The organism is Vibrio sp. zbq_1 (assembly GCF_043102935.1).
GTDB classification, from domain to species: domain Bacteria; phylum Pseudomonadota; class Gammaproteobacteria; order Enterobacterales; family Vibrionaceae; genus Vibrio; species Vibrio parahaemolyticus.
Window position 1 is genome coordinate 560,981 of record NZ_JBICJH010000004.1, and the last position, 19,749, is coordinate 580,729.

13 protein-coding genes are annotated in these 19,749 nt (G+C 42.8%); 4 read left to right on the top strand and 9 right to left on the bottom strand.

Annotated elements, in window-relative coordinates; all coding sequences use genetic code 11:
• Nucleotides 1-487: 487 nt before the first annotated feature.
• The gene (locus ACF8CV_RS02880; RefSeq protein WP_005454342.1) at nt 488-844 is read left to right on the top strand and encodes a hypothetical protein; all 357 of its coding nucleotides are present in this window, start codon (nt 488-490) and stop codon (nt 842-844) included.
• 154 nt (nt 845-998) lie between these two features.
• Here the strand turns inward: ACF8CV_RS02880 and ACF8CV_RS02885 are convergent, their stop codons facing one another.
• From ACF8CV_RS02885 to ACF8CV_RS02900, 4 genes are all read right to left on the bottom strand, one after another.
• The gene (locus tag ACF8CV_RS02885) at nt 999-2,852 is read right to left on the bottom strand and encodes a M48 family metallopeptidase (RefSeq protein ID WP_138937084.1); all 1,854 of its coding nucleotides are present in this window, start codon (nt 2,850-2,852) and stop codon (nt 999-1,001) included.
• Nucleotides 2,852-3,442 carry a LemA family protein gene (locus tag ACF8CV_RS02890; RefSeq protein ID WP_005486526.1) on the bottom strand — a complete coding sequence of 197 codons (591 nt, stop codon included), beginning with the start codon at nt 3,440-3,442 and terminating at the stop codon, nt 2,852-2,854. The genes ACF8CV_RS02885 and ACF8CV_RS02890 overlap by 1 nt, the downstream gene beginning before the upstream one ends.
• Nucleotides 3,443-3,671: 229 nt before the next feature.
• The gene (gene dcuC / locus ACF8CV_RS02895; RefSeq protein WP_005454288.1) at nt 3,672-5,039 is read right to left on the bottom strand and encodes an anaerobic C4-dicarboxylate transporter DcuC; all 1,368 of its coding nucleotides are present in this window, start codon (nt 5,037-5,039) and stop codon (nt 3,672-3,674) included.
• 353 nt (nt 5,040-5,392) lie between these two features.
• Nucleotides 5,393-6,517 carry a fatty acid desaturase gene (locus ACF8CV_RS02900; protein WP_029806593.1) on the bottom strand — a complete coding sequence of 375 codons (1,125 nt, stop codon included), beginning with the start codon at nt 6,515-6,517 and terminating at the stop codon, nt 5,393-5,395.
• 271 nt (nt 6,518-6,788) lie between these two features.
• Between ACF8CV_RS02900 and ACF8CV_RS02905 the strand changes: the two genes are divergently transcribed.
• Nucleotides 6,789-7,337 (top strand): GNAT family N-acetyltransferase, encoded by a 549-nt coding sequence (locus ACF8CV_RS02905; RefSeq protein ID WP_015313129.1) that lies wholly within the window; start codon nt 6,789-6,791, stop codon nt 7,335-7,337.
• 85 nt (nt 7,338-7,422) lie between these two features.
• On the opposite strand, the gene ACF8CV_RS02910 is transcribed toward ACF8CV_RS02905, so the two are convergent.
• Nucleotides 7,423-8,040 (bottom strand): HAD family phosphatase, encoded by a 618-nt coding sequence (locus ACF8CV_RS02910; protein WP_005498603.1) that lies wholly within the window; start codon nt 8,038-8,040, stop codon nt 7,423-7,425.
• Nucleotides 8,041-8,359: 319 nt separating this feature from the next.
• On the opposite strand from ACF8CV_RS02910, the gene ACF8CV_RS02915 reads away from it, so the two are divergent.
• Complete coding sequence (locus tag ACF8CV_RS02915) at nt 8,360-10,408, top strand: response regulator (protein WP_138937083.1); 2,049 nt, start codon at nt 8,360-8,362, stop codon at nt 10,406-10,408.
• A 77-nt stretch (nt 10,409-10,485) separates the two neighbouring features.
• Here the strand turns inward: ACF8CV_RS02915 and cqsA are convergent, their stop codons facing one another.
• The 4 genes from cqsA to ACF8CV_RS02935 form a co-directional block, all read right to left on the bottom strand.
• On the bottom strand, nt 10,486-11,667 hold the full coding sequence (cqsA, locus tag ACF8CV_RS02920) for an alpha-hydroxyketone-type quorum-sensing autoinducer synthase (RefSeq protein ID WP_138937082.1): 1,182 nt from the start codon (nt 11,665-11,667) through the stop codon (nt 10,486-10,488).
• 353 nt (nt 11,668-12,020) lie between these two features.
• A complete protein-coding gene (gene ylqF / locus ACF8CV_RS02925; RefSeq protein ID WP_005454328.1) occupies nt 12,021-12,965 on the bottom strand; it encodes a ribosome biogenesis GTPase YlqF in 945 nt (314 codons plus the stop codon).
• Nucleotides 12,966-13,259: 294 nt separating this feature from the next.
• Nucleotides 13,260-13,997, bottom strand: a complete 738-nt coding sequence (locus tag ACF8CV_RS02930) for an EAL domain-containing protein (RefSeq protein ID WP_029999846.1) — start codon at nt 13,995-13,997, stop codon at nt 13,260-13,262.
• Nucleotides 13,998-14,176: 179 nt separating this feature from the next.
• Entirely contained in the window at nt 14,177-16,423 is a 2,247-nt protein-coding gene (locus ACF8CV_RS02935; RefSeq protein WP_171055846.1) for a M9 family metallopeptidase, read from the bottom strand.
• 265 nt (nt 16,424-16,688) lie between these two features.
• On the opposite strand from ACF8CV_RS02935, the gene ACF8CV_RS02940 reads away from it, so the two are divergent.
• Nucleotides 16,689-19,724, top strand: coding sequence for a M6 family metalloprotease domain-containing protein (locus ACF8CV_RS02940; protein WP_171055835.1), 3,036 nt, complete (start codon nt 16,689-16,691; stop codon nt 19,722-19,724).
• Nucleotides 19,725-19,749: the final 25 nt, after the last annotated feature.

Below are 19,749 nucleotides of genomic sequence, written 5' to 3' on the forward strand. Positions count from 1 at the left end.
GTTTAACGCAATGAGCGCGGATTATAACCAATAAAGATGTGATTGGAATCTCTTTTTACTTACAGATCTAAAAATAATTTGAAAATTTAAAATCAATTGTTAATTGATGGTTTTGTATATAGGAAAAATGTTGATCTAACGTAATGTGCTTTGTTTTCAATCCTGTAAAGCTAAGTGCAACTGAGTGAATTCAGAACGACTCGACGTTTAGCTCACACTTCCTGTAAATAGTTTCAAAATGTTTTTGAGTTAATTTTTTGTAACAAAAGTGCTCAAAATAAGTGCTAAGCAGCCGAAGTGCCGAATTTAAAGGCTTTATAAAATTCTGCTTGTTAACTGTATGTAAAGTGCGCGCTCTGAGTTGTCAGTAAGGACGAAAGTGAATAAAAAATGTGCTTGATATTGCGACCTAGATAAGCAAAATGAAGCGCAAAATGAGTTTTCATTTATGAAGGGATGCTTTTTTAGACTTGTTGTGAGGTGACTTATGAAATTGTTCCTATTACTCATGGCTTCTGTTTCTGCTGGTGTAGCATCTGCAGATCACATCCATTCATTTATGTTAGGTTTATCTATTGCTTCTCTGGCAGTGGGTAGCTGTTATTTCTTTGCTTTCCGTAGCTCGCGTTTTCCGCAGTTAGCGCTGTTTCTATTGATTTGCGGCATGTTATCTAAACTGACTATTACGGTTGTAGGTGTTATGTGGGGTATGTCTGCGCAATTGATTACTTCACCAATCGTGTTTGCGTTGTCTTATCTTTTCTTTTCACTTGCTGTTACGTACTTGTGGTTCAGCTATCGTGAAAGCATCACGCAAATTCCAGAGCGATTTAAAGCAGCTTGATTTAGCGCTTTGATACCGACAAATATGAAAACGCCAGCGATTAACGCTGGCGTTTTTGTTTTGGTGATACTTCGCTATTTGGCGTGAAGTTTCTTCTTAAGTTGCAGCAAATAACCTTCGTTTGGAGCGAAAGGCTTAAAAAGACACGCCTGAGCTAACCCGAGACGGTAAGTGGTGGTTCCGGCACCTCAAGGAAGCAAGCAATGACGCGATAGAGTTCTCCTTCCGCAACGGTAATTTCCCCATCTGATTCAATCGCGAGTCGACAAGCTTTGACGAACATTCGTCTGTCTTTGGGTTTCAGTTGCAGCAACAACTCTAATGCGGCGCGACTTAAATGCCAATTGCTGTTAGCTGGTTCTAACTTCACTTCAGGAAAGCCTAAATGGGCTAGGGCACAATGGTAGGCGCGCTGAGCTTTGTCTGCTTGAGAGTGGCTGACCCATGCCAGTTCTCGCAATAGCCAAAACACACTTTCCTCTAATTGCTTCAACGTCTTGTGTTGTTTGATGAATCCAAAAGAGGCGAGTAGCTGCTTTTCTAGTAAGTTGATGACACACCATTCGGCTAGCGAGTATTGATTATCCGTCTCTGAGAGCTCACGTAGCACTTTACATAAGCTGATTTTCTGGGCTTCACTCAGCGATTTAAGTGCCGGCAGAGCGAGTTCGAGTAACGGGAAACGCAGATGAAGTGGTAAGTCATAATCTAGCCAGGGAAGCAATGTAGATTGCGATGCGAGTGGAACGTACGACTTAATCATTTCGCGCTGAATATCGCTGTCATCAAAAATGAGGGCGAATGTGATAAATCGGGCGCTATATGGTTCACGTGCGATATCAACTAACTCTGGTGGTAATTGACTGATCAACTGTTGGCCTGTCTCACTCAATTGCTCCGATGGTGAGGCAGATTGCGAAGCAGGAGAGCCGCCACCTACGGCAAAGCCACTGACTTGTTCGTTATCAAACGCCGTGCTTTGAGCATGAGAATGTTGAGCGTAGATTCCGTCCCAATTGGGTTCGATTCTTCGAATTCTTTCGTCCAGTGGTGGGTGTGTCGCGAACAAACTAGAGAAACCGGACAATTTACTCTGTCCAAACATCATGTGGCTCATTTCATCACTGGCTTTCGTGTTTAAGGTAGAGCCTTGAACGTTGCTGCCAATCTTCTTTAACGCTCCCGCAATCCCTTGATCGTTGCGAGTGAACTGCACGGCACTGGCGTCAGCTAAAAACTCGCGTTGGCGCGAAATCGCTGCTTTGATCATATTGCCGAACAAGGTTCCTAACCAACCCAGCACCAAGCAGACAATCGCAATCAGTATGATGACAGCGAAGCCTTTGTTTGAATCAGAAGAACTGCGTGATACGTGACGAGTGCTGTTCGAGTTATCCAAGATCAGATGACCAAAATGAGCAATGCAGGTAATGCCAAATAACGCACCAATCAGACGAGTATTCAACCGCATATCACCATTTAAGATGTGGCTGAACTCATGGGCAATTACACCTTGAAGTTCGTCACGGCTAAATGCATCTAGTGCTCCTTGCGTTACTCCGATGACGGCATCATCAATGCTCATGCCTGCAGCAAACGCGTTGATGCCGTGCTCTTCCGTCATCACATAAACTGGTGGCACGGGAATCCCCGACGCGATGGACATTTCTTCCACAACATTGAGTAACTGGCGGTGTTTCGCATTTGACGTGTCTGTCGAAATCAACTTGCCGCCGATACTTTCTGCAACGCCACGTCCACCATTGGCGTTTAGCTCACTAAGACGAATGAATGAGCTGATGCTAACAACCGTTAGCACGCCCACAAAGCTCAACAAACAATAACTGATGATGGATTGAGTGGTGAACGGTTCGCCAGTGAAATAAAAGTAGATGCCAATCGAAATGACACTCACTAGCCCTGTGATGGCTAAAACGGCCAAAGTGAATAGCATCACCAAAAGTCCAGTTCGCTGGCGCGCAGTGTCTTGATGATGAAAAAAGTCCATTAGAACGCAACCTTCGGCGCTTCTTGGATTGCTTCTGTGTCTGCAAACTCAAGTAACTTACCGTCTTGGAAACCAAATGTGTTCGCGAAGATAACGGGTGGGAATGTTTGCTTGTAAGTGTTGTAGCTGGTCACGGCATCATTAAATGCTTGGCGGGCAAACGCGACTTTGTTTTCGGTACTGGTTAGCTCTTCTTGGAGTTGGCTCATCGTCTCGTTTGCTTTCAATTCAGGGTAGGCTTCTACCACAACGTTCAGTTTGCCTAGAGCGTTTTGTAACATGCCTTCTGCTTGGCTAAGCTGGCTAATTGCAGCATCACTATCTGGTGCATCACTGGCGGCTTTTAAACCTGCTATCGCTTGGTTACGAGCTTGGATAACGCGTTCAAACGTTTCCTTCTCATGATCCATGTAACCTTTAGCGGTGTTTACTAAATTCGGAATTAGGTCGTATCGACGTTTCAGTTGAACTTCGATTTGAGCGAAGCTGTTTTTAAAGCGATTTCGTAGAGTAACGAGCTTGTTGTAAATACTGATTGCGTAAACCACAACCAGCAGAACAATAACAATAAAGACAATCAGTGCAGTCATAGTGAGTTCCATTTTGTGAATGTATCAGTGTTTTATATAAGTAGTTGAGATATTAAGCAAATTAGACTTACTTATAATGTGGGGTATTTTTAAATATGGCACGTATTGCGTAAGAAATATGAGAGCCATTTAGGATAAGAACGAAGGGAAAGGATTCTCAAGGAGAGCAAAATAAAAAGGCCCGGCGTGAAAGCCGAGCCTTGTGGAGTGTAGAAATTCTAATCCGTGATTACGCTGTCATCGGAACAAGTACCATAGTACCGATGATTACCGTCAATAGGCCAGCAAGCACAGGCACTGAAGTGCGTTTTACAACTTCAAATGGGCTGATGTTTGCCATACCTGATGTCGCAACGATTACGCCAGATACTGGCGAGATGGTACGACCTAGGTTTGATGCTTGAAGCATTGGGATGATTAGGAACGCTGGGTTGATGCCCATTTTCGCCGCTAGAGAAGGCGCAAGTTCTACAAACGCATAGAAAGGCGCGTTACCAGAACCAGTAGCAATAGCCGCTGCAACGGTTAGACCTGTTAGGATCAGCATTAGTGCAACGCCGCCCGCACCTGCGTTATCGGCAAGGTGAAGTAGGTTATCGATAGCACCAATAGACATCAGACCTTGTGCAAATACGCCTGCCGCAACCAACAACATCACAACACCTTTAAATGCATCGGCCATGCCTGCGTAGCATGAGTCTAAATCTTCAAGCGCTTTTTTGCCGTCGAATTTGTTCACGACATAATGGATAAGTGCGCCAAGGAAAATAGAACCCACAACGATGGTGTAGATATCTAGACTAAGACCAGGAATCGTACGGCCATTAAATAGGAACACACCGATGATTGGTAAGAATGGTAGTGCTGCGTAAAACGCTGGTGCATCTGCTTTAATTTCTGATACGTCGATTTTTTCCATCGGCGTATTTTCTTTCTTATCTAGGTATTTGTTCCAGAAGAAAGCTGCTGCCGCCATTACGACGATTGCACAAATCGAAACAGGAAGAACAGTTTGCACCGCAAACACATCTAGCGCCAAGCCAGACTTTTCTGCAGCAATAACAACGTCACCTGAAGTAGGAGAAAGAATAATAGCAGCAGGAGATGCACACACTGCCACAGCCGCAGGACGAGAGATACCCATCGCAACCATCATTGGGAATAGGGTTGCCATCAATAGAACGCCAAGACCTGTTGCAGAGCTCACCGCTAGAGACATCAAACACGCCACAATGTAAGCCGCTACCAAAAGGACATAAGGAGACTTGATAACAGAAAGCGGTTTAGAGAACTGTTTCACTACAACGTTGTTCGCGCCGATGTGAGTCATGTAAGAAGCGAAACCACATAGCAACATGATTTGCATACCAAGGCCGCCGCCACGGTATTGCAGCATGTATTTCACGTATTCTAGCGAGTCTGTCACCATGTTACCGGTTGAGGTAATGCTTGATGGCAGAACGTCATGGCCCAAAAAGCCAGTCATAAGAAGCAAACTGATACCGGCTGTTAAAAGTACGCCAGCTGCTTTGTAACCTTTGACAATGAAATAGCCCACCGCAATGGTTACTACCAAGCCTATTAAGAGCTCTAGCATAGGGGTCTCCAGATGTTATGAAAAAAAGAAAGATTCTGTTTCAATTTATGACAAGGAATTTACAGAATTCTTAACTGTGGCACGAGGCTAATCTGGGACTTGCATGATCTAAAACAAATAATAATTTAATAATTAATTCCGACAGATTCTCTTGTTTCAATTTCGTTTTGTAGGTGTTATGTGCTGGTTTTTTGGGTTTTAATGGAAAGAAAATATAAGCAGATTGGTGAATGAAATGCAGATGAAATAATTAAAAGTAATCGAAAAGCATTATTCGAGTTAGATCACATTTGTAACGGCTAAAATAAACAAAAAGCCCCGACTAAGCGGGGCTTATTTAGCAACTTAATGCATTATGCGTAACGACGGATCATCAAGTTCCAACTGCGTTGTTGACGCTCAAACTCAGTTTTAAGTTGTTGATACTTCAATTTCGATACAGAGCACTCGTATTTCTTCACTACGTTCGCAGTTTTCTCACCGAGCAACTCTTTGCGTGCTTCGTAGTATTCCTGCATATGGTGAACCAATGCATCAAACTCTTGCTGAAGTTGATCGAGAACTGTTTGCGCATTGGGTTTGGACTCCAGTTTCTCTTTCGCTTTCTTCAACAACTGGGTTGCTCGCGCTTTTTCAATTCGGAAAGTTGATGTAGTGCGAAGCTTGGACGTCAGCCCCAACCAAGAACAAGACTTGATCAGCCATTTAGTTGGATCGTAGTGCCACCAATAAACACCATTGCGGTAGTCATTCTCAAAGATGTGGTGAAAATTGTGGTAACCCTCGCCAAAGGTAAAGAAGGCCAAGACACCGTTATCGCGGGCCGTATTTTTGTCCGTAAAAGTTTGCTTGCCCCAAACATGCGCCAAAGAGTTAATAAAGAAGGTTGTGTGATGGCTCAAAAACAGGCGAGCTGCGCCAACAACCAGCAGCATTCCCCAAACATCCCCATAGATAAGACCTAAAGCTACGGGGAAACCGATATTAGTCAGCAAAGCTAACGGCACGTAGTAGTTGTGTTGCCACATCACAATGCTATCGCGTTTTAGATCGCGGCAATTGGTGTACTCATTTTCTTTAGACTTATTGTAGTCGCGCAACATCCAGCCAATGTGTGAATACCAAAAGCCACGTTTGGCGGAGTAGGGATCTTTGTCATTGTTATCGACATGTTTGTGATGCACTCGGTGATCAGAAGACCAGTGTAATGCACTGTTTTGGAGAGAAAAAGCGCCGCCAATCGCGAAAATTGCACGTAATACAGGATGAGCTTCGTAAGTTTTATGGCTCCAAAGGCGATGATATCCCGCAGTAATCGACAGGTTAGTGAAACTGAATGCAAGGACACCCCAAATCAAGTGTTCCCAGCCCAGTCCATAATGATATGCGTACCAAGGCATTACAATAAACGTTAGAACAAAACTGGCTGAAAAAATCAATATATTCAACCAGATAAATGGTGGTTTGTTTTGATTCACGGAGGTATTCCTAACTTTGAGCTAACAACTGTTCGCTAGAATATCAGCGAACACGTGTAAGTCAAATTAAAGTTAGATAAATGTGACTATTCTTGTTGAGCTGAGCCGGAATTCTAACTGGGATATTTTGCTTTTAATTTAATAATGAGTAGTATTAAAAAATGAGCTATGGCTTGAGGTGTATGAAATCTACCAAGTAATTGGCTTTATAAAGGTGGAATATGCCAAGGCTCTGTGGAAAAGCAAAAATGTAAGAAAATAGGAATACGTAATGGAATTACGATTAGCGGAATATAAGGACTATGAACGCATTGCTCAATTGCATGCGGACAGTTGGAAACGTCACTACCGAGGCATTTTAACGAACACTTACCTGGACAGCGAAGCCATCGACGACAAATTGTTGATTTGGCAGACTCGCTTAACCAATCCTCCATTTAACCAACATATCGTTCTTGCAGAAGAGGGTGGCTTGTTACTCGGCTTTGTCTGTGTTTTCGGCAACCATGACTTTGAGCGCGGTACATTCATTGACGCTCTGCATGTTGATGATAGCTATCGTGGTCGTGGTATCGGCAAACAACTCTTGCTTGCCGTTGCAGAGTGGCAACAGCAATACTTCAAAGATTCAGGATTGTATCTAGAAGTTGTCTCGCAAAACACATCAGCGATTTCGTTCTATCAACATATTGGTGGACAAGAATGCCAAGAGCGTACGTGGCGTGCTCCGGGCGGAACAGAAGTAATGGAAAAAGTGTTCCGTTGGTCTAACGCGCAAGCGCTGGTAAATGGCATTGAGGAAAACGTCATCTATTCATAACGCTTTCTAAGCGAAGAACGGAGACGATAAGAGCAGCACTGACGCTGCTCTTTTTTGTTTGCGGGATAGTTAACAATCTGGCGAGTCAAAAAGACAGGCCCATTTCCTTTAACTCACTTTCACATTGGCTCGCGTTTTCAAACTGAATAGCAGCCATGCCCACCTGTTTGGCCCCTTCGACGTTGTAAGGCATATCATCCAGAAAAACGGTTTCTGATGGGTTTAAGTCGTAGCGGGAGAGAAGCGCTTGATAAATTTCCGGTTGAGGTTTTAAAAGTGCGACTTCGGCAGACACAATCGCGCCATCAAAAAGTGGCCAAAAATTGTACGTTGATTTTAAGTGTTCGACAATTTCTACAACATTATCAGTTAGTGCGTAGACACCGTAACCCGCTTGCTTCACCTTTTGTAGAAGCTCAACACTGCCGAACAGTTGAATCTGAGTCTGTTTTACGTAGTAGAAGAAACAGCAACATTCTTCAGCCGTTAAGTCGAGTTCTTGTTGATAACGGTGTATTGCTTCTTCTTCGCTGATCAAACCTTTGTTGAGGTCTAGCCAGATCTTGTTTGAGAACAGTCTTTTCGCCATTTGTTCTGCATCTACGGAATGACCAAATGTTAAGCGTACAATCTCTGGTGGTGACCAACGAACCAGTACGTTGCCGACATCGAAAACAACATTTTTAATTTGAGAGCTTTCCATAGAACACCTTTGATTTGTGAGTTGGTCAGAGTAATCAAACGAAGATGAGTGAGAACAACATTCGCGTTGCCCTCGCATAAGTTGATTCTACTTGAATCACAATAAAATAATATGCAATTGAACTCGTTACCAAAAAATTCGTGAAATCAAGCTGAACTTAGATAAAAGACTGAATTTAAAGACAAGCATCGCGAATAAATTGACGGATTTCGCGCTGCTTATATTTGGCAAGTAATATATAATTACAAAACAACGTGATTATAAAAAAGATAGCAAGTCACAACTTTGAACGTCAGGCGGAGTAGACAAATTAGATAGTATGGATTCGATACGTAAGGTATATGAGTACGCAGAGCCCAATTTAACATTAGTTGGTTGGATGGGATTTATTGGCTTCCCGCTCTACTACTTCGTTTGGGACTTCATGTTCCCGCAATCCTATGAAAACTTGCCGCTACGTTTGTTCTGTTCCGCACTGTTTTTTGGCATCATTTTTCGTAACCGTTTGTCGTCATCATGGCGAAAGTACGTGCACGTCTATTATCAAATAACGATTACGACCTGTTTACCTTTCTTCTTTTTTTATATGTTACTCATGAATGATTGGTCCAATGTTTGGGTGATGTCATTCATGTCGGCTATTTTCCTGCATATTTTGTTGGTTCATGTCACAAGGGTCATGTTTGCTCAGACGTTCGCTGGTATTGGTCTAGCGACGTTTTTTGCGTGGATAGCGAAAGGCTTTCATCTCGATATCACAATGGATTGGACGCATGTGCCGATATTTTTGTTTATTTATGTGTTTGGCAACATGTTCTATTTCCGAAATCAGGTCGAGCATGAAGCAAAAGTATCGCTCGCTAAGTCGTTTGGCGCTGGTATTGCTCATGAAATGCGTAATCCACTCAGTGGCTTATGTACGTCGATAGATGTTATTCAGTCTGTCTTGCCTAACAAAAAGGCGATGGGCGAAAAAGATCAGTATGTCATGAGTGGTGAAGACGTAACCTTGCTCCGTGAAGTGAGCGAAGATGCGATGAACATTATTCATTCAGGCAACGAGACAATCGATTTATTGCTCACATCGATTGATGAAAACCGCGTATCTCGCTCTTCCTTCAAAAGATATTCTGCTCAATCGGTGGTTGAAAAAGCCATCGAGAGTTTCAGTTATAAACGTTCGACAGACAGGTTCGCGATCTCATTCGATGCAAGAAGTGAGTTTGACTTTTTGGGTAGCGATACATTGTTAAAGTACGTCATGTATAACTTGTTTAAGAACGCATTTCATCATCGCAGCTCAGATGAGTTTCATATTCATGTGAGTATGCAGAGTAATGACACGGTCAACCAAATTGTAGTGACGGACAACGGCTCAGGTATCGCGCCAGATGTAATTCGACATATCTTTCAGGACTTCTATACCACAGGTAAATCGGGCAGTTATGGCCTTGGACTACCGTTCTGTAAGAAAGTCATGCGTTCATTTGGCGGTAATATTAAGTGCATTTCCCAGCCGGGAGAGTGGTCACAGTTTACGTTGACTTTTCCACCTATCACATCAGATACGGTAACGGAAATTAAAGATGAACTGACCAAAATGAAATCAATTTTATTGGTCAGTAATCAAGACATTATCGTGCAAAAAATGGCAGATATTAGTCGCTTCATGGGATTTGATGTCACCGTTTTAGATGTAAAAAGCGTCTTTAAAAAGAAAGAATACGAGTTTGAATTTGACCTGATATTTGTCGATGTGGAAAGCCTTGATGTTTTAGAAAACCAATTAGACAGAATCGAATCGTTACTTTCATTTACTGAAGCGCGTGTGGTGTATCTTTTTGAACACACACCTGCACAACGAGCTAAAAAAGCCGGCCATGACCCGATTTGGGTAGAGACTCAAGCGTGGTTGCTAAACACTAAAGCTACGATTGAACGTTTGCTTTATGATTCCACTTATATCTCTTCAACGTTGCCATTTGCGCCTTTAGATAAATCCATTAAACGAACCATCATGGTTGTGGATGATAACGAGTCTCTGCGTAAGTTTACGGCGATGTTACTAGAGAAGCAGGGATTTGAAGTGGTACAAAAGGAAGATGGTCAGCAAGCATTGGACACTCTTGAAAAAGAAAATATCGATCTGATTTTAATGGATATTGAGATGCCAATCATGGACGGAGTAGAAGCGTCGCGACGTATCCGTAACTCAGAAAAGCCGTATGCGTCTGTGCCGATTATTGCGCATACGGGAGACAGTTCTCCTGTGACGCTAGATAAAATAGGCTCATCCGGCATGTCCGACTTTATCGTTAAACCCGCTGATAAGAATCGCCTTTTCGATAAAATTGCTAACTGGATTTAAAACAGAGCTCAGGATTGAACTGAGCTCTGATCTTTCACTGGAGCCAAGCGTAGGCTCAGCGTCCACTACGAATCAACTTACACAAATTCTAAGTCGGGATGGTCAAATGCCTCCTGACAAGCCGATAAGACGTGATCCACTTGTTGAGCTGTCATGTCGGCATTGACAGAAAATCGAATGATGTTCTTGTTTCTGCCCGTGGCAGGTCGGCAAAACACCGCACCGAAAACGCCTCTTTCTTCAAGAAAGTCTCGTACTCGTTCAGTGTTTCTCTCACTTCCACACTCAAGAGCAATAATCTGCGATTCGCTGCGAATTTTAAACCCAATACGTTTTAATCCGATGGCGAGTTCTTTGGCTCGCTTGAACAAACATTCACGTTTGTCGTCAGCCGCTTTAATTACCTCAAGTGTTTTTTCTAGACGCACGACTTCTTGCGGCAAAACCGTTGAGCTAAAAATCGCAGGATAGGCCACGAAGGGCAGCGATTGTGCTAGCTTGTTCGGGCCTAAAATCGCACCAGCGCGGTAGGCGAACGTTTTCGCCAAACTTACGGTAACGAAATCCACCATCTGTGTTAGTCCCAGTTCTTGTAATAATCCAGACCCCTTTGGCCCGTGTGTGCCTAATGAATGGGATTCATCTACCACTAAGCCACAATCAAACTCCTTCGCCATTTCGTAGATGGCACGTAACGGGGCGATTGTGCCAATCGTGCTATACACAGAATCGACAACGATGATTCCCGCACCGTGGCGTTGGATCTGCTTGCGCAGATGATTCATGTTGTTGTGCATGAAAGGATGAATCTGCGCTCCAGCGGTGCGTGCTCCTTCCCACAACGACATATGAGCGAAAAAGTCGATGTATACGGGAACGTTTGACGCGCAGATGGTTTGCAGTAAACCAATATTGGCTGCCCATCCTGATTGTGACAACAAACAACTTTCCATGCCGATAAACGTCGCTAGCTGGTGCTCAAAGGCGGGTTTTGATTGATCATCTTGCAAGAAGATTGCTGACATCACGACATTGTCATCTCGTTCAGAAATTGCGTCTCGATGCGCTTTCTGAATGAGCTCATTGTGAGAGAGCGAAAGGTAATCATTGCTTTGCATAACCACAGCATTTTCGGACGGTCGTTTGCCAAGAACGAGGTGCTTTTGATTTTCGTTAGATTTAATTAAATCTTGAATATGGAAAGTAAGGCGTTCCTCGATAAAAGAGGGCAGTGGTTTAGTTTCGTTTTTAGTACACATAATAAATCTCTTTGTGATTTGGAAAAACGCCAGCGCTGACCTTATTTATATTGAGGATTTTGGGGAGAGTGTCACTAATCAAGTTGCATAACTTTGCTAGCGCTTGCAAACTCGATATTTAAGGGTTGGATGGTGGCTGTAACTCCTTAGGCTGTGGGGGTCTAAACTAGTTTGTGTTCAATAAATAAACATAGTTTATTGCGATTGTACGCCGTAAAAAATGTAGTACAAAATTACACGTAAATACGACAAAAAGTGGTTACGTTTATGAGGCGGGGTTATCTAGTGGGTGTAACAGTGGCGGACAAAAAAGGCGCGAAAATCGCGCCTAGGAATAGAGTGAGAAAAAGAACTTAGCGTTTGTTACGTAAGTAACGTTTACGACGTTCTTCCTTACGTTTCGCTTTCTCTTCTTCTTTGCGAGCCGTTTCTATTTCGACTTCGATCAGTTCTTGAGTAATCATCTCAGGAAGCTCAAGAGTGATTTGTCCTAGTGTACCTTGTCGAAGCTCGTGAAGTAGAATCTCAGATACTTTATGAAGATCTACTCGGCCACCTGCTCGTAGCGCGCCGCGACGACGGCCAATTTCTTCCATGATCTCAATGTCAGACTCTGGCAGTTCTTCGATTTGGTAACGTTCTTTTAGACGTTCTGGGTAATGTGCTGCTAGATACTCAACAGTGTAAAACGCAACTTCGTCGTACTCCATTGCTGTATCTTTTACGGCACCCGTTGCCGCTAAACGGAAACCACTATGCGGGTTTTCCACTTTTGGCCAAAGAATCCCAGGTGTGTCAGACAGGACAATGCCGTTTTGTAAATTAATGCGTTGTTGGCGACGCGTTACCGCTGGTTGGTTACCCGTCACTGCGATAGTGCGACCAGCCAGTGTGTTGATGATGGTCGATTTCCCCACGTTTGGGATGCCCATGATCATGGTACGAATGTTTTTACCAACTTCTTCACGGTGTGGCGCAAGTTTACGACAAAGCTCCATAATTTTATGTACTTCTTGAGGCTCAGAAGTCGTAATTGCCATTGCTTTTACGTTTTGTTCTTTCTCAAGATGGTCAATCCACAGTTGCGTCAGCTCTGGATCAGCCAAATCGCGCTTGTTTAGCACTTTTACAACAGGCTTTTCACCGCGGATTTTTGAAATCATAGGATTTTCGCTACTGAAAGGAATACGAGCATCCAGTACTTCGATGATCACATCCACCTGCGGGATGGCTTCTTCGATCTCTTTACGCGCTTTGTGCATGTGGCCAGGAAACCACTGGATTGAGTTGTTAACCATTTGAAAATATGCCTTTAAATTTATGGTTAAGCTGTTGAGGGTATGAGGTGAGGTATCAAAGGTACGATATCGGTCACCTGAAACTACGACAGCATAGATGTGAGGATCTTAACACTTTATCTTGTAGCGGAAAACGTTCAGGAACCCTTATCATTTAGAAACAGAGTTTCAACGTGTTCCTCTCACGATCTCGGACCAATATCAAAGGCATTCAGTTGCGACATAATGGCCTTAAATAAGGAATACAAAAATGAACAACAGTGGAACTGTTCAAATTGCTTTGCTTTGCTTTATTTAACCTGCATAGGAGAGTTTGATTGAGTCGGCAACGCGCGGTTTTGAATCGAGAGAGTTTATTGGGGACGGTCTAAAGTAATAGTAACCTTGAGTTAATGAGTGGCTTGTCTTTAACATCTTATGATGTTCGATGTACTCAGCACCCTCGAAGATCAATCCGTGTAAGCAGAAAGGGGCTAAGAAGTACTCTAGTGCTTGTATAGACTCTTGGTCGGCGTGTTTTAGAAAGCTTTTGTCAATCTTGATACGATCCCAAAGTATGTTGCCAAGTGACATGTTAGCCAGCTTGTTGTTACGGTGATAGTCATCCAGCCAAATCTCGATATTGTTCGCTTGTAACACTGATAAGTTTTCGCGTATTTCTTTTGATTCGGTATAACAATCAAGCTCGCTTATCTCAAGAGCAAACTTAGCACCATTGAAGCTTAAAAGCTCACGGACAAAATCTTCGTCAGCTAAACAAGAGAGTTTAATATTAAAAGAGTGTAGTTGGTGAGGGTATTTTTCAAGAGAAAATCGAATTTGTTGTAAAGCGAGAGTTTGAATAAACGTGTTGTCTATAATGGAAAAAAATACGTCGTTGTTTATGTTGCTTTTATCAAAAGTGCTTATCTTAGACAAAGTTTCGTAATATTGAATTTCTTGGCTTCTAGGACAGAGGATAGGTTGTACTAACGTTTTTATATCAAAGTCAGTCAATTTGAAGCTAGGTAGGTAAGGCATATTCCTTTTCATATTATCCACTTTATCCGTTTACTATTACTATGTTTGACTCACACTTAAATATCGTTTCATATTCTATATCTAAAGTTATTACGTCAGGAAATTAAGAATTATAATACCTCTATAAATAATATTTAATGTTCATTAAGCACCATCGAGAAAACAGGTGCCTAATGAACGATGATAGAAATTTATTTCGCAACAACAGACAGTTCTACGTCGAATTCTTCACGACCACTGATGCTGAAATAGTATTGTCCCATTTTGATCGACCCGTCTTCATTTTTTGGGATTGAAATCGTTTCGTTACTACCATGGGTGTAGTTCGACCATTCGTACTCGAAGTAGTGGCATACTTTGTCGTAACAAGCGTATAGATCGGCATCACCAGTGCCGGAGATAGACACTTCCAGTTGATTATAGCTTTCTGAAACATCGACAAAGAAGAGCGTTTCAGAGAACTTTTTACCACTTACTTGGATGCTGGTATTGAGTTCGATTTTCTTAGGCTTCTCTTTCGGTTTTGGCTGAGAAATATCCGAATCGTCAATGTCTTTCGTCACCTCATCCAGCCACGAATGAAACTCAGTATTGTAAGCAGGACCTAATCGTTCAAGCAGTTTTACCCACTCTTTGTATTGGCCGGTACGCGAGTAACCTAACAGTTCAGTAACGTCTTCAGGGTGTTTCTCTATCATGAAGCGTACAGCTAAGTAGCCCCAGCGATACACACGGTTTAAACCGTCGCTGTAGTTCGTACTGAACACGTCTGCCAATGTGTGCGTCTTTTCTTTGCCAAGTACTAGAGCAGCATTGTAGCTCTCTTTGTAATACATGTATTCAGCAAAACCTTCCAACCACCACACGATACTGCCTTCGCGCATTGTGTCATGAAAGTCACCGTATTGGTTGAATCGACCGTCTAAATAATGCACATATTCGTGCTCTAAGTTTAGAATCGAAAAGTCGTCGTCCCATCCGTTTTGATAAGCGACGAATCGAGGTACATTTCCTTGTTTTGATGGGTCTCGCTCAAGGAACTGTCCGCCGTTGTTGGTTGTGTTATCAAAAAGGAAGCTGGAGTAGGTCGAGTAGTCACTTTTGGTTTTAAAAACAATAACATCGACACTATCGCTATGATCATCAGCGACAGGCTGATATCCGGTATTAACAGTTTGGTGGAAGTCATCTTCTTTGAGGTTTAATGTTTCGCAGCTTGTTATTGCTTGAGCTTCGGTCATCTCTTGAGCAAGAATTCGCGCGGGTCCGCGACAATCATAACTGAATGTCATTATTCGCTGTTTTAATACGGATTTTGAGTTACTTAGCCCTAGTTGCTCAAGATAATCTGATGCATAAGCGTCAACCATTTCGGCGATGCCAACCCAAATTCTGTCTGACTTACCGCCTAGCGGGTAGCGCTTTAACAAAGAATCTAAAGTGTCGACAACGACTTTTTTTGTCTCTGCATCTTCAGTTTTTATCAGCCTAGCGAGCTCTCGCGCGGCATTGCCAAGTAGTTGTTCAGAATCCGTGCCTATCGCCCATTCGTTGTTGGTAATAAAACCACTCAAACGATGGATATAACTTGAGTCAGATTCAATCACATCGTAAAACGCTTTGGTTTGTGAGTGTCCAGCCATAGCGACAAAGATATTGTTGATGGCTTTACGGTAGTAATAGCTGTCGCTTTTATCCGCTGAAAAGCTATCAAGAATCGCGAAAACATCGGGTGCGGCGACGGCGAGTTGACGAATACTATCAACAACAATCAACATGGATGCGAGCGCTTCTTGCTGTTCGCGACCTTCAGTTAGAGCGTATGGCGAGCGCAAAAATTGTTGAATGGTATTGGCAATATTTACGCTTAATTCGGATGGGAAAGGTTGTAACTTTTTGGCAAAGGTATCGTGTCGGTTTTTGTAAGCTGCCTTAATGAACTCACCTAAATAGTATATTTGCTGAGCTTGCTCTTTTGTTCCTTTATAAGCTTCAATTGCCTTTTTTAATCCGCCAGTAATTCGACTCACGCTCATGGTACTGAAGACGACGTCTGCTTGCTCTAACGATGGAGAAAACCACGTTCTCATGCACTCGTAGTCACTGTTTGCGACTCTTGATTCGATATTGACTCGGTCAACCGTAAAATCTTCAACAGTACATTTTCCTTTGTGTGGGAAAAGCTCGGTATCGTCATCTACCACGGTGTCATCGTCAGTCGTATCGTCGTCTTTCGTGGAATCATCATCGACGGTACTGTCATCATCTGTATCTGTATCTGTATCTGTATCTGTATCTGTATCTGTATCGTCATCCACAGTTGAATCTACGTCAGCGTTGTCATCGTTTTTGTCGCCAGAATCTACGCCAGCGACGGGAACAGTCTTGACTCCACCGGAAGAATCATCACCACCACATCCAGTTAAAACACCAAGCATGGATAATAGAAGACATGCAGTTTTAATATTTTTCATAGAATTAGTATTGTATTTGAAATGGGCGTCAAATATATATTTTTACTGATGCATAGTTAAATAATAGAATTTAATGGTTAGATAAAAATGTATTATGCTCAACACGCCTATTTTTATGTGATATTGAACAAATAACTATTATTTATAAATTCAGTAGAAATGTTAATTGGGAAGGGAAAATTGGTTTTGATATACATAACGCTTGGTTTTTATTTTAGTCGACGGGTATATGAAAAAAATATATTTTCCAATCATCAGCACTTTGATGGTTTCCTTTGCTCATGCCAATACGCTGCCTGCGCCAACTTGGCATCAATTTCAGTTAAATGATGGCTCAAAGAAAGAATTAAAACTTTATGGCGATCAAGAATCTTTCTGGTATCAAGATAGAGAAGGCATTATTTATGTCTACGATGAAGAGACAGGGTGGTTTTATGGTAATCATGAAATTGTTGATGGGCGTTTTGTCGTCACTTCTCTTGGGGTTGAAGCCAAATTAGAAATGCCACAAGCAGTGAGAGAGTTGTTAAAAGAGCGCGTCACCCCGACGTCTTCTTTATTGCCTTCTGAGCACGTTTATCCGATGAATGAGCCATATCTTGAGCAAACTCCCATTCGAGCACTAAACGCAACAAATGAGCCCACGCACCAACCTTTGCTCGTTGTTCAGGTGAGCTTTAACAACCAAGACTTTGTGAATGACTTCACCAATGTGATTTTTGGTGATAATCAGCAAAGTGTAAAAGACTACTTCAGTAAGAATAGCTACGGACGTTACATTGTAGAGCCTGCGAAAGAAACGGAAGGTACGGCGAACGATGGTGTCATCGATCTTACGTTGGATATCGCTCACCCGAACTGCCACTCAAAAAATGATGCGACTTGTGACAGTAAGTTAAATGAAGCCTTTAAAGCCGCTTACGACAAGTTAGACCGTTATGTGGATTTGTCTACTTACGATTTGAATAACGACGGCAAAATCACGCCTGACGAATTGTCTGTGATGTTTGTATTTGCGGGGTATGACAAATCTGCCGGTTCGGTAAATACGCCGTACATTTGGCCTCATCGTTATAGTCATAATGCGATTGAGATCGATGGAAAGACCATTCGAGATTACTGCTTGTTTGCTGACTTCCAAGGTGATCATCAATCTACGATGGGCGTGATTGCCCATGAACTTGGACACTTGATGCTTGGTCTACCTGATTTGTACTCCTACAAACATTCTGGTTCTGTTGGCCAATGGGGATTAATGGGTGGCGGAAGCTGGGCAAGTAAACAAGGTGATACGTATGCAGGGGAAACGCCGGTCAATATGTTGGCATGGAGTAAGGAAGCTGCTGGTTTCATCAAGCCGAAAGTGATTGAAGCGTCTGGTTCTAGCACAATCGAGACTCGTCAAGGCGAGGGTGTGGTGTATCTCGATCCGTATTTGAAACAGCAAGGTCCAAGAGCTTACTTCGAAAACAGAAGAAAAACGGAATACGACCGTGCGTTGTCAGGTGAAGGTCTTTTGATCACGGCCGTAAGTATCGACAACCGTTTCAATGACATAGGGCCAATGCAAGTTCAGGTATTCCAAGCGGACGGTCTGGATGAACTGCAAACTCGTGGCTGGTCAGATCAAGGTGATGTGTTCCCGGGTTCAAGCAATGTGGTAACTATTTCGGACGATACAACTCCTTCTTTGAAACTCATCACCGGTGGCCGGGAAACCAATATCTCGATTAATGATATCGCCAGTACAGATCAAAGCGGCACGTTACGAGCGTCTATTCCTTCATCGACGAATAAATCGGCTTGGATAACGTCACTTTCAAGAACGTACGTGTATGAAGACAGCCGCAACAATACGATAGGGTTTGGGTTAGAAAACAACGACGGTTACCAATCTTTGGTTGGTTTCTACTTATTTGCTAAGCCAATCCTACCAAACTCCGAGATGCGTTATCGCATGTTTAAATATGACCTGACTACAAACCGTTGGGGGAATGCGTCTATTAACGTTGACACTCAAGTTGAAGTGTCATCGGGGGTGATTCCTACGTTTGGTGGTCGAGTTATGTTTGCATCGCCATTTGATATCGATGAAGGTGAGCAGTTGTTGGTCATTGAGCTAGAAAACGCTAAGCCAGAATACAGCTATTCATTCTTGGACGCTTATTTGTCTAACGGAGAGAAAAAGAAGCAGTTCTATGGAAATGCCAGTTCGTACAAGACGAGCGGATTAAGCGAAGGGCGTGGCCGTAACTATCCTTTTGCTGCTTTGTTCGAAAAACCTCAGGCGAAACCTAGTATTACGGTTGAAACGGATTCCGTCACCGTATTAAGCGGTGAAAGTATTACGATTGATGTACTGGCGAATGACCACTCATCGGATGCGAATAGCACATTGAAGCTAGATAAGATCACATCAAAGCCTTCGATTGGTAGCGCTGAAATCTCAGGACAAAAAATCCACTATTCTGTTCCTGTTTCAGACATTCCAGAACAACGAGCAGTAATGAAGTATCAAGTGTCTGACGATTTTGGGACGACAGCAGAAGGTGAGGTGGTCATCACGATCAATTCTCCAGTAATCACCGCCAATAGTCTTCAATACAAAGCGCTAGAAGATACGCCACTGGAACTTAACTTACGTCAGCAACAAGGACTTGAGAAAGGGGACACCATCATCATTAAAAAGCCGCCGATGCACGGCAAGATTGACGGGAATACCTACCAAAGCAAGGAAAACTACTTTGGTAATGACCAGTTTGAGTTTTCTATTGTGAAAGAAAACGGACGTGAATCTAATACAGCTATGGCTGTAATTACAGTCGAAGCGGTTAATGATGATCCGATCTTCGCTGTTGAAGCGAGCCGTAAAGAAGGCCTATCAAACGAAAAAGTCACACTATCTGTACTTGGCTTAAAAGACGTTGATTCAACGGATCACTCATTCAAATGGCGTCAAGTTTCTGGGACTAAAGCTCAGTTTGCCACCACGGACACGGCAAGTGTAGAAGTGACGTTACCAAAAGTGAGTGAGAAAAGTGAAAAGCTGACGTTTGAAGTGGCGGTAAACGACAACGATGGTGCAATTATTACTAAGAGCGTTGTTATGGTCGTTAAGCAAGAAGTCGTTGTGGAAAATGATCCTGGCAAGAGTGAAGAAGGCGGCTCTATGGGGCTATGGGTTACTCTGTGTATGATGCTGATTAGCCTGAGAACAAAGGTTAATAATTTGTATAGATTCGTAATAAGAAATGATATTTGGTAGAAAAATATTATAATTCATCGTCTTA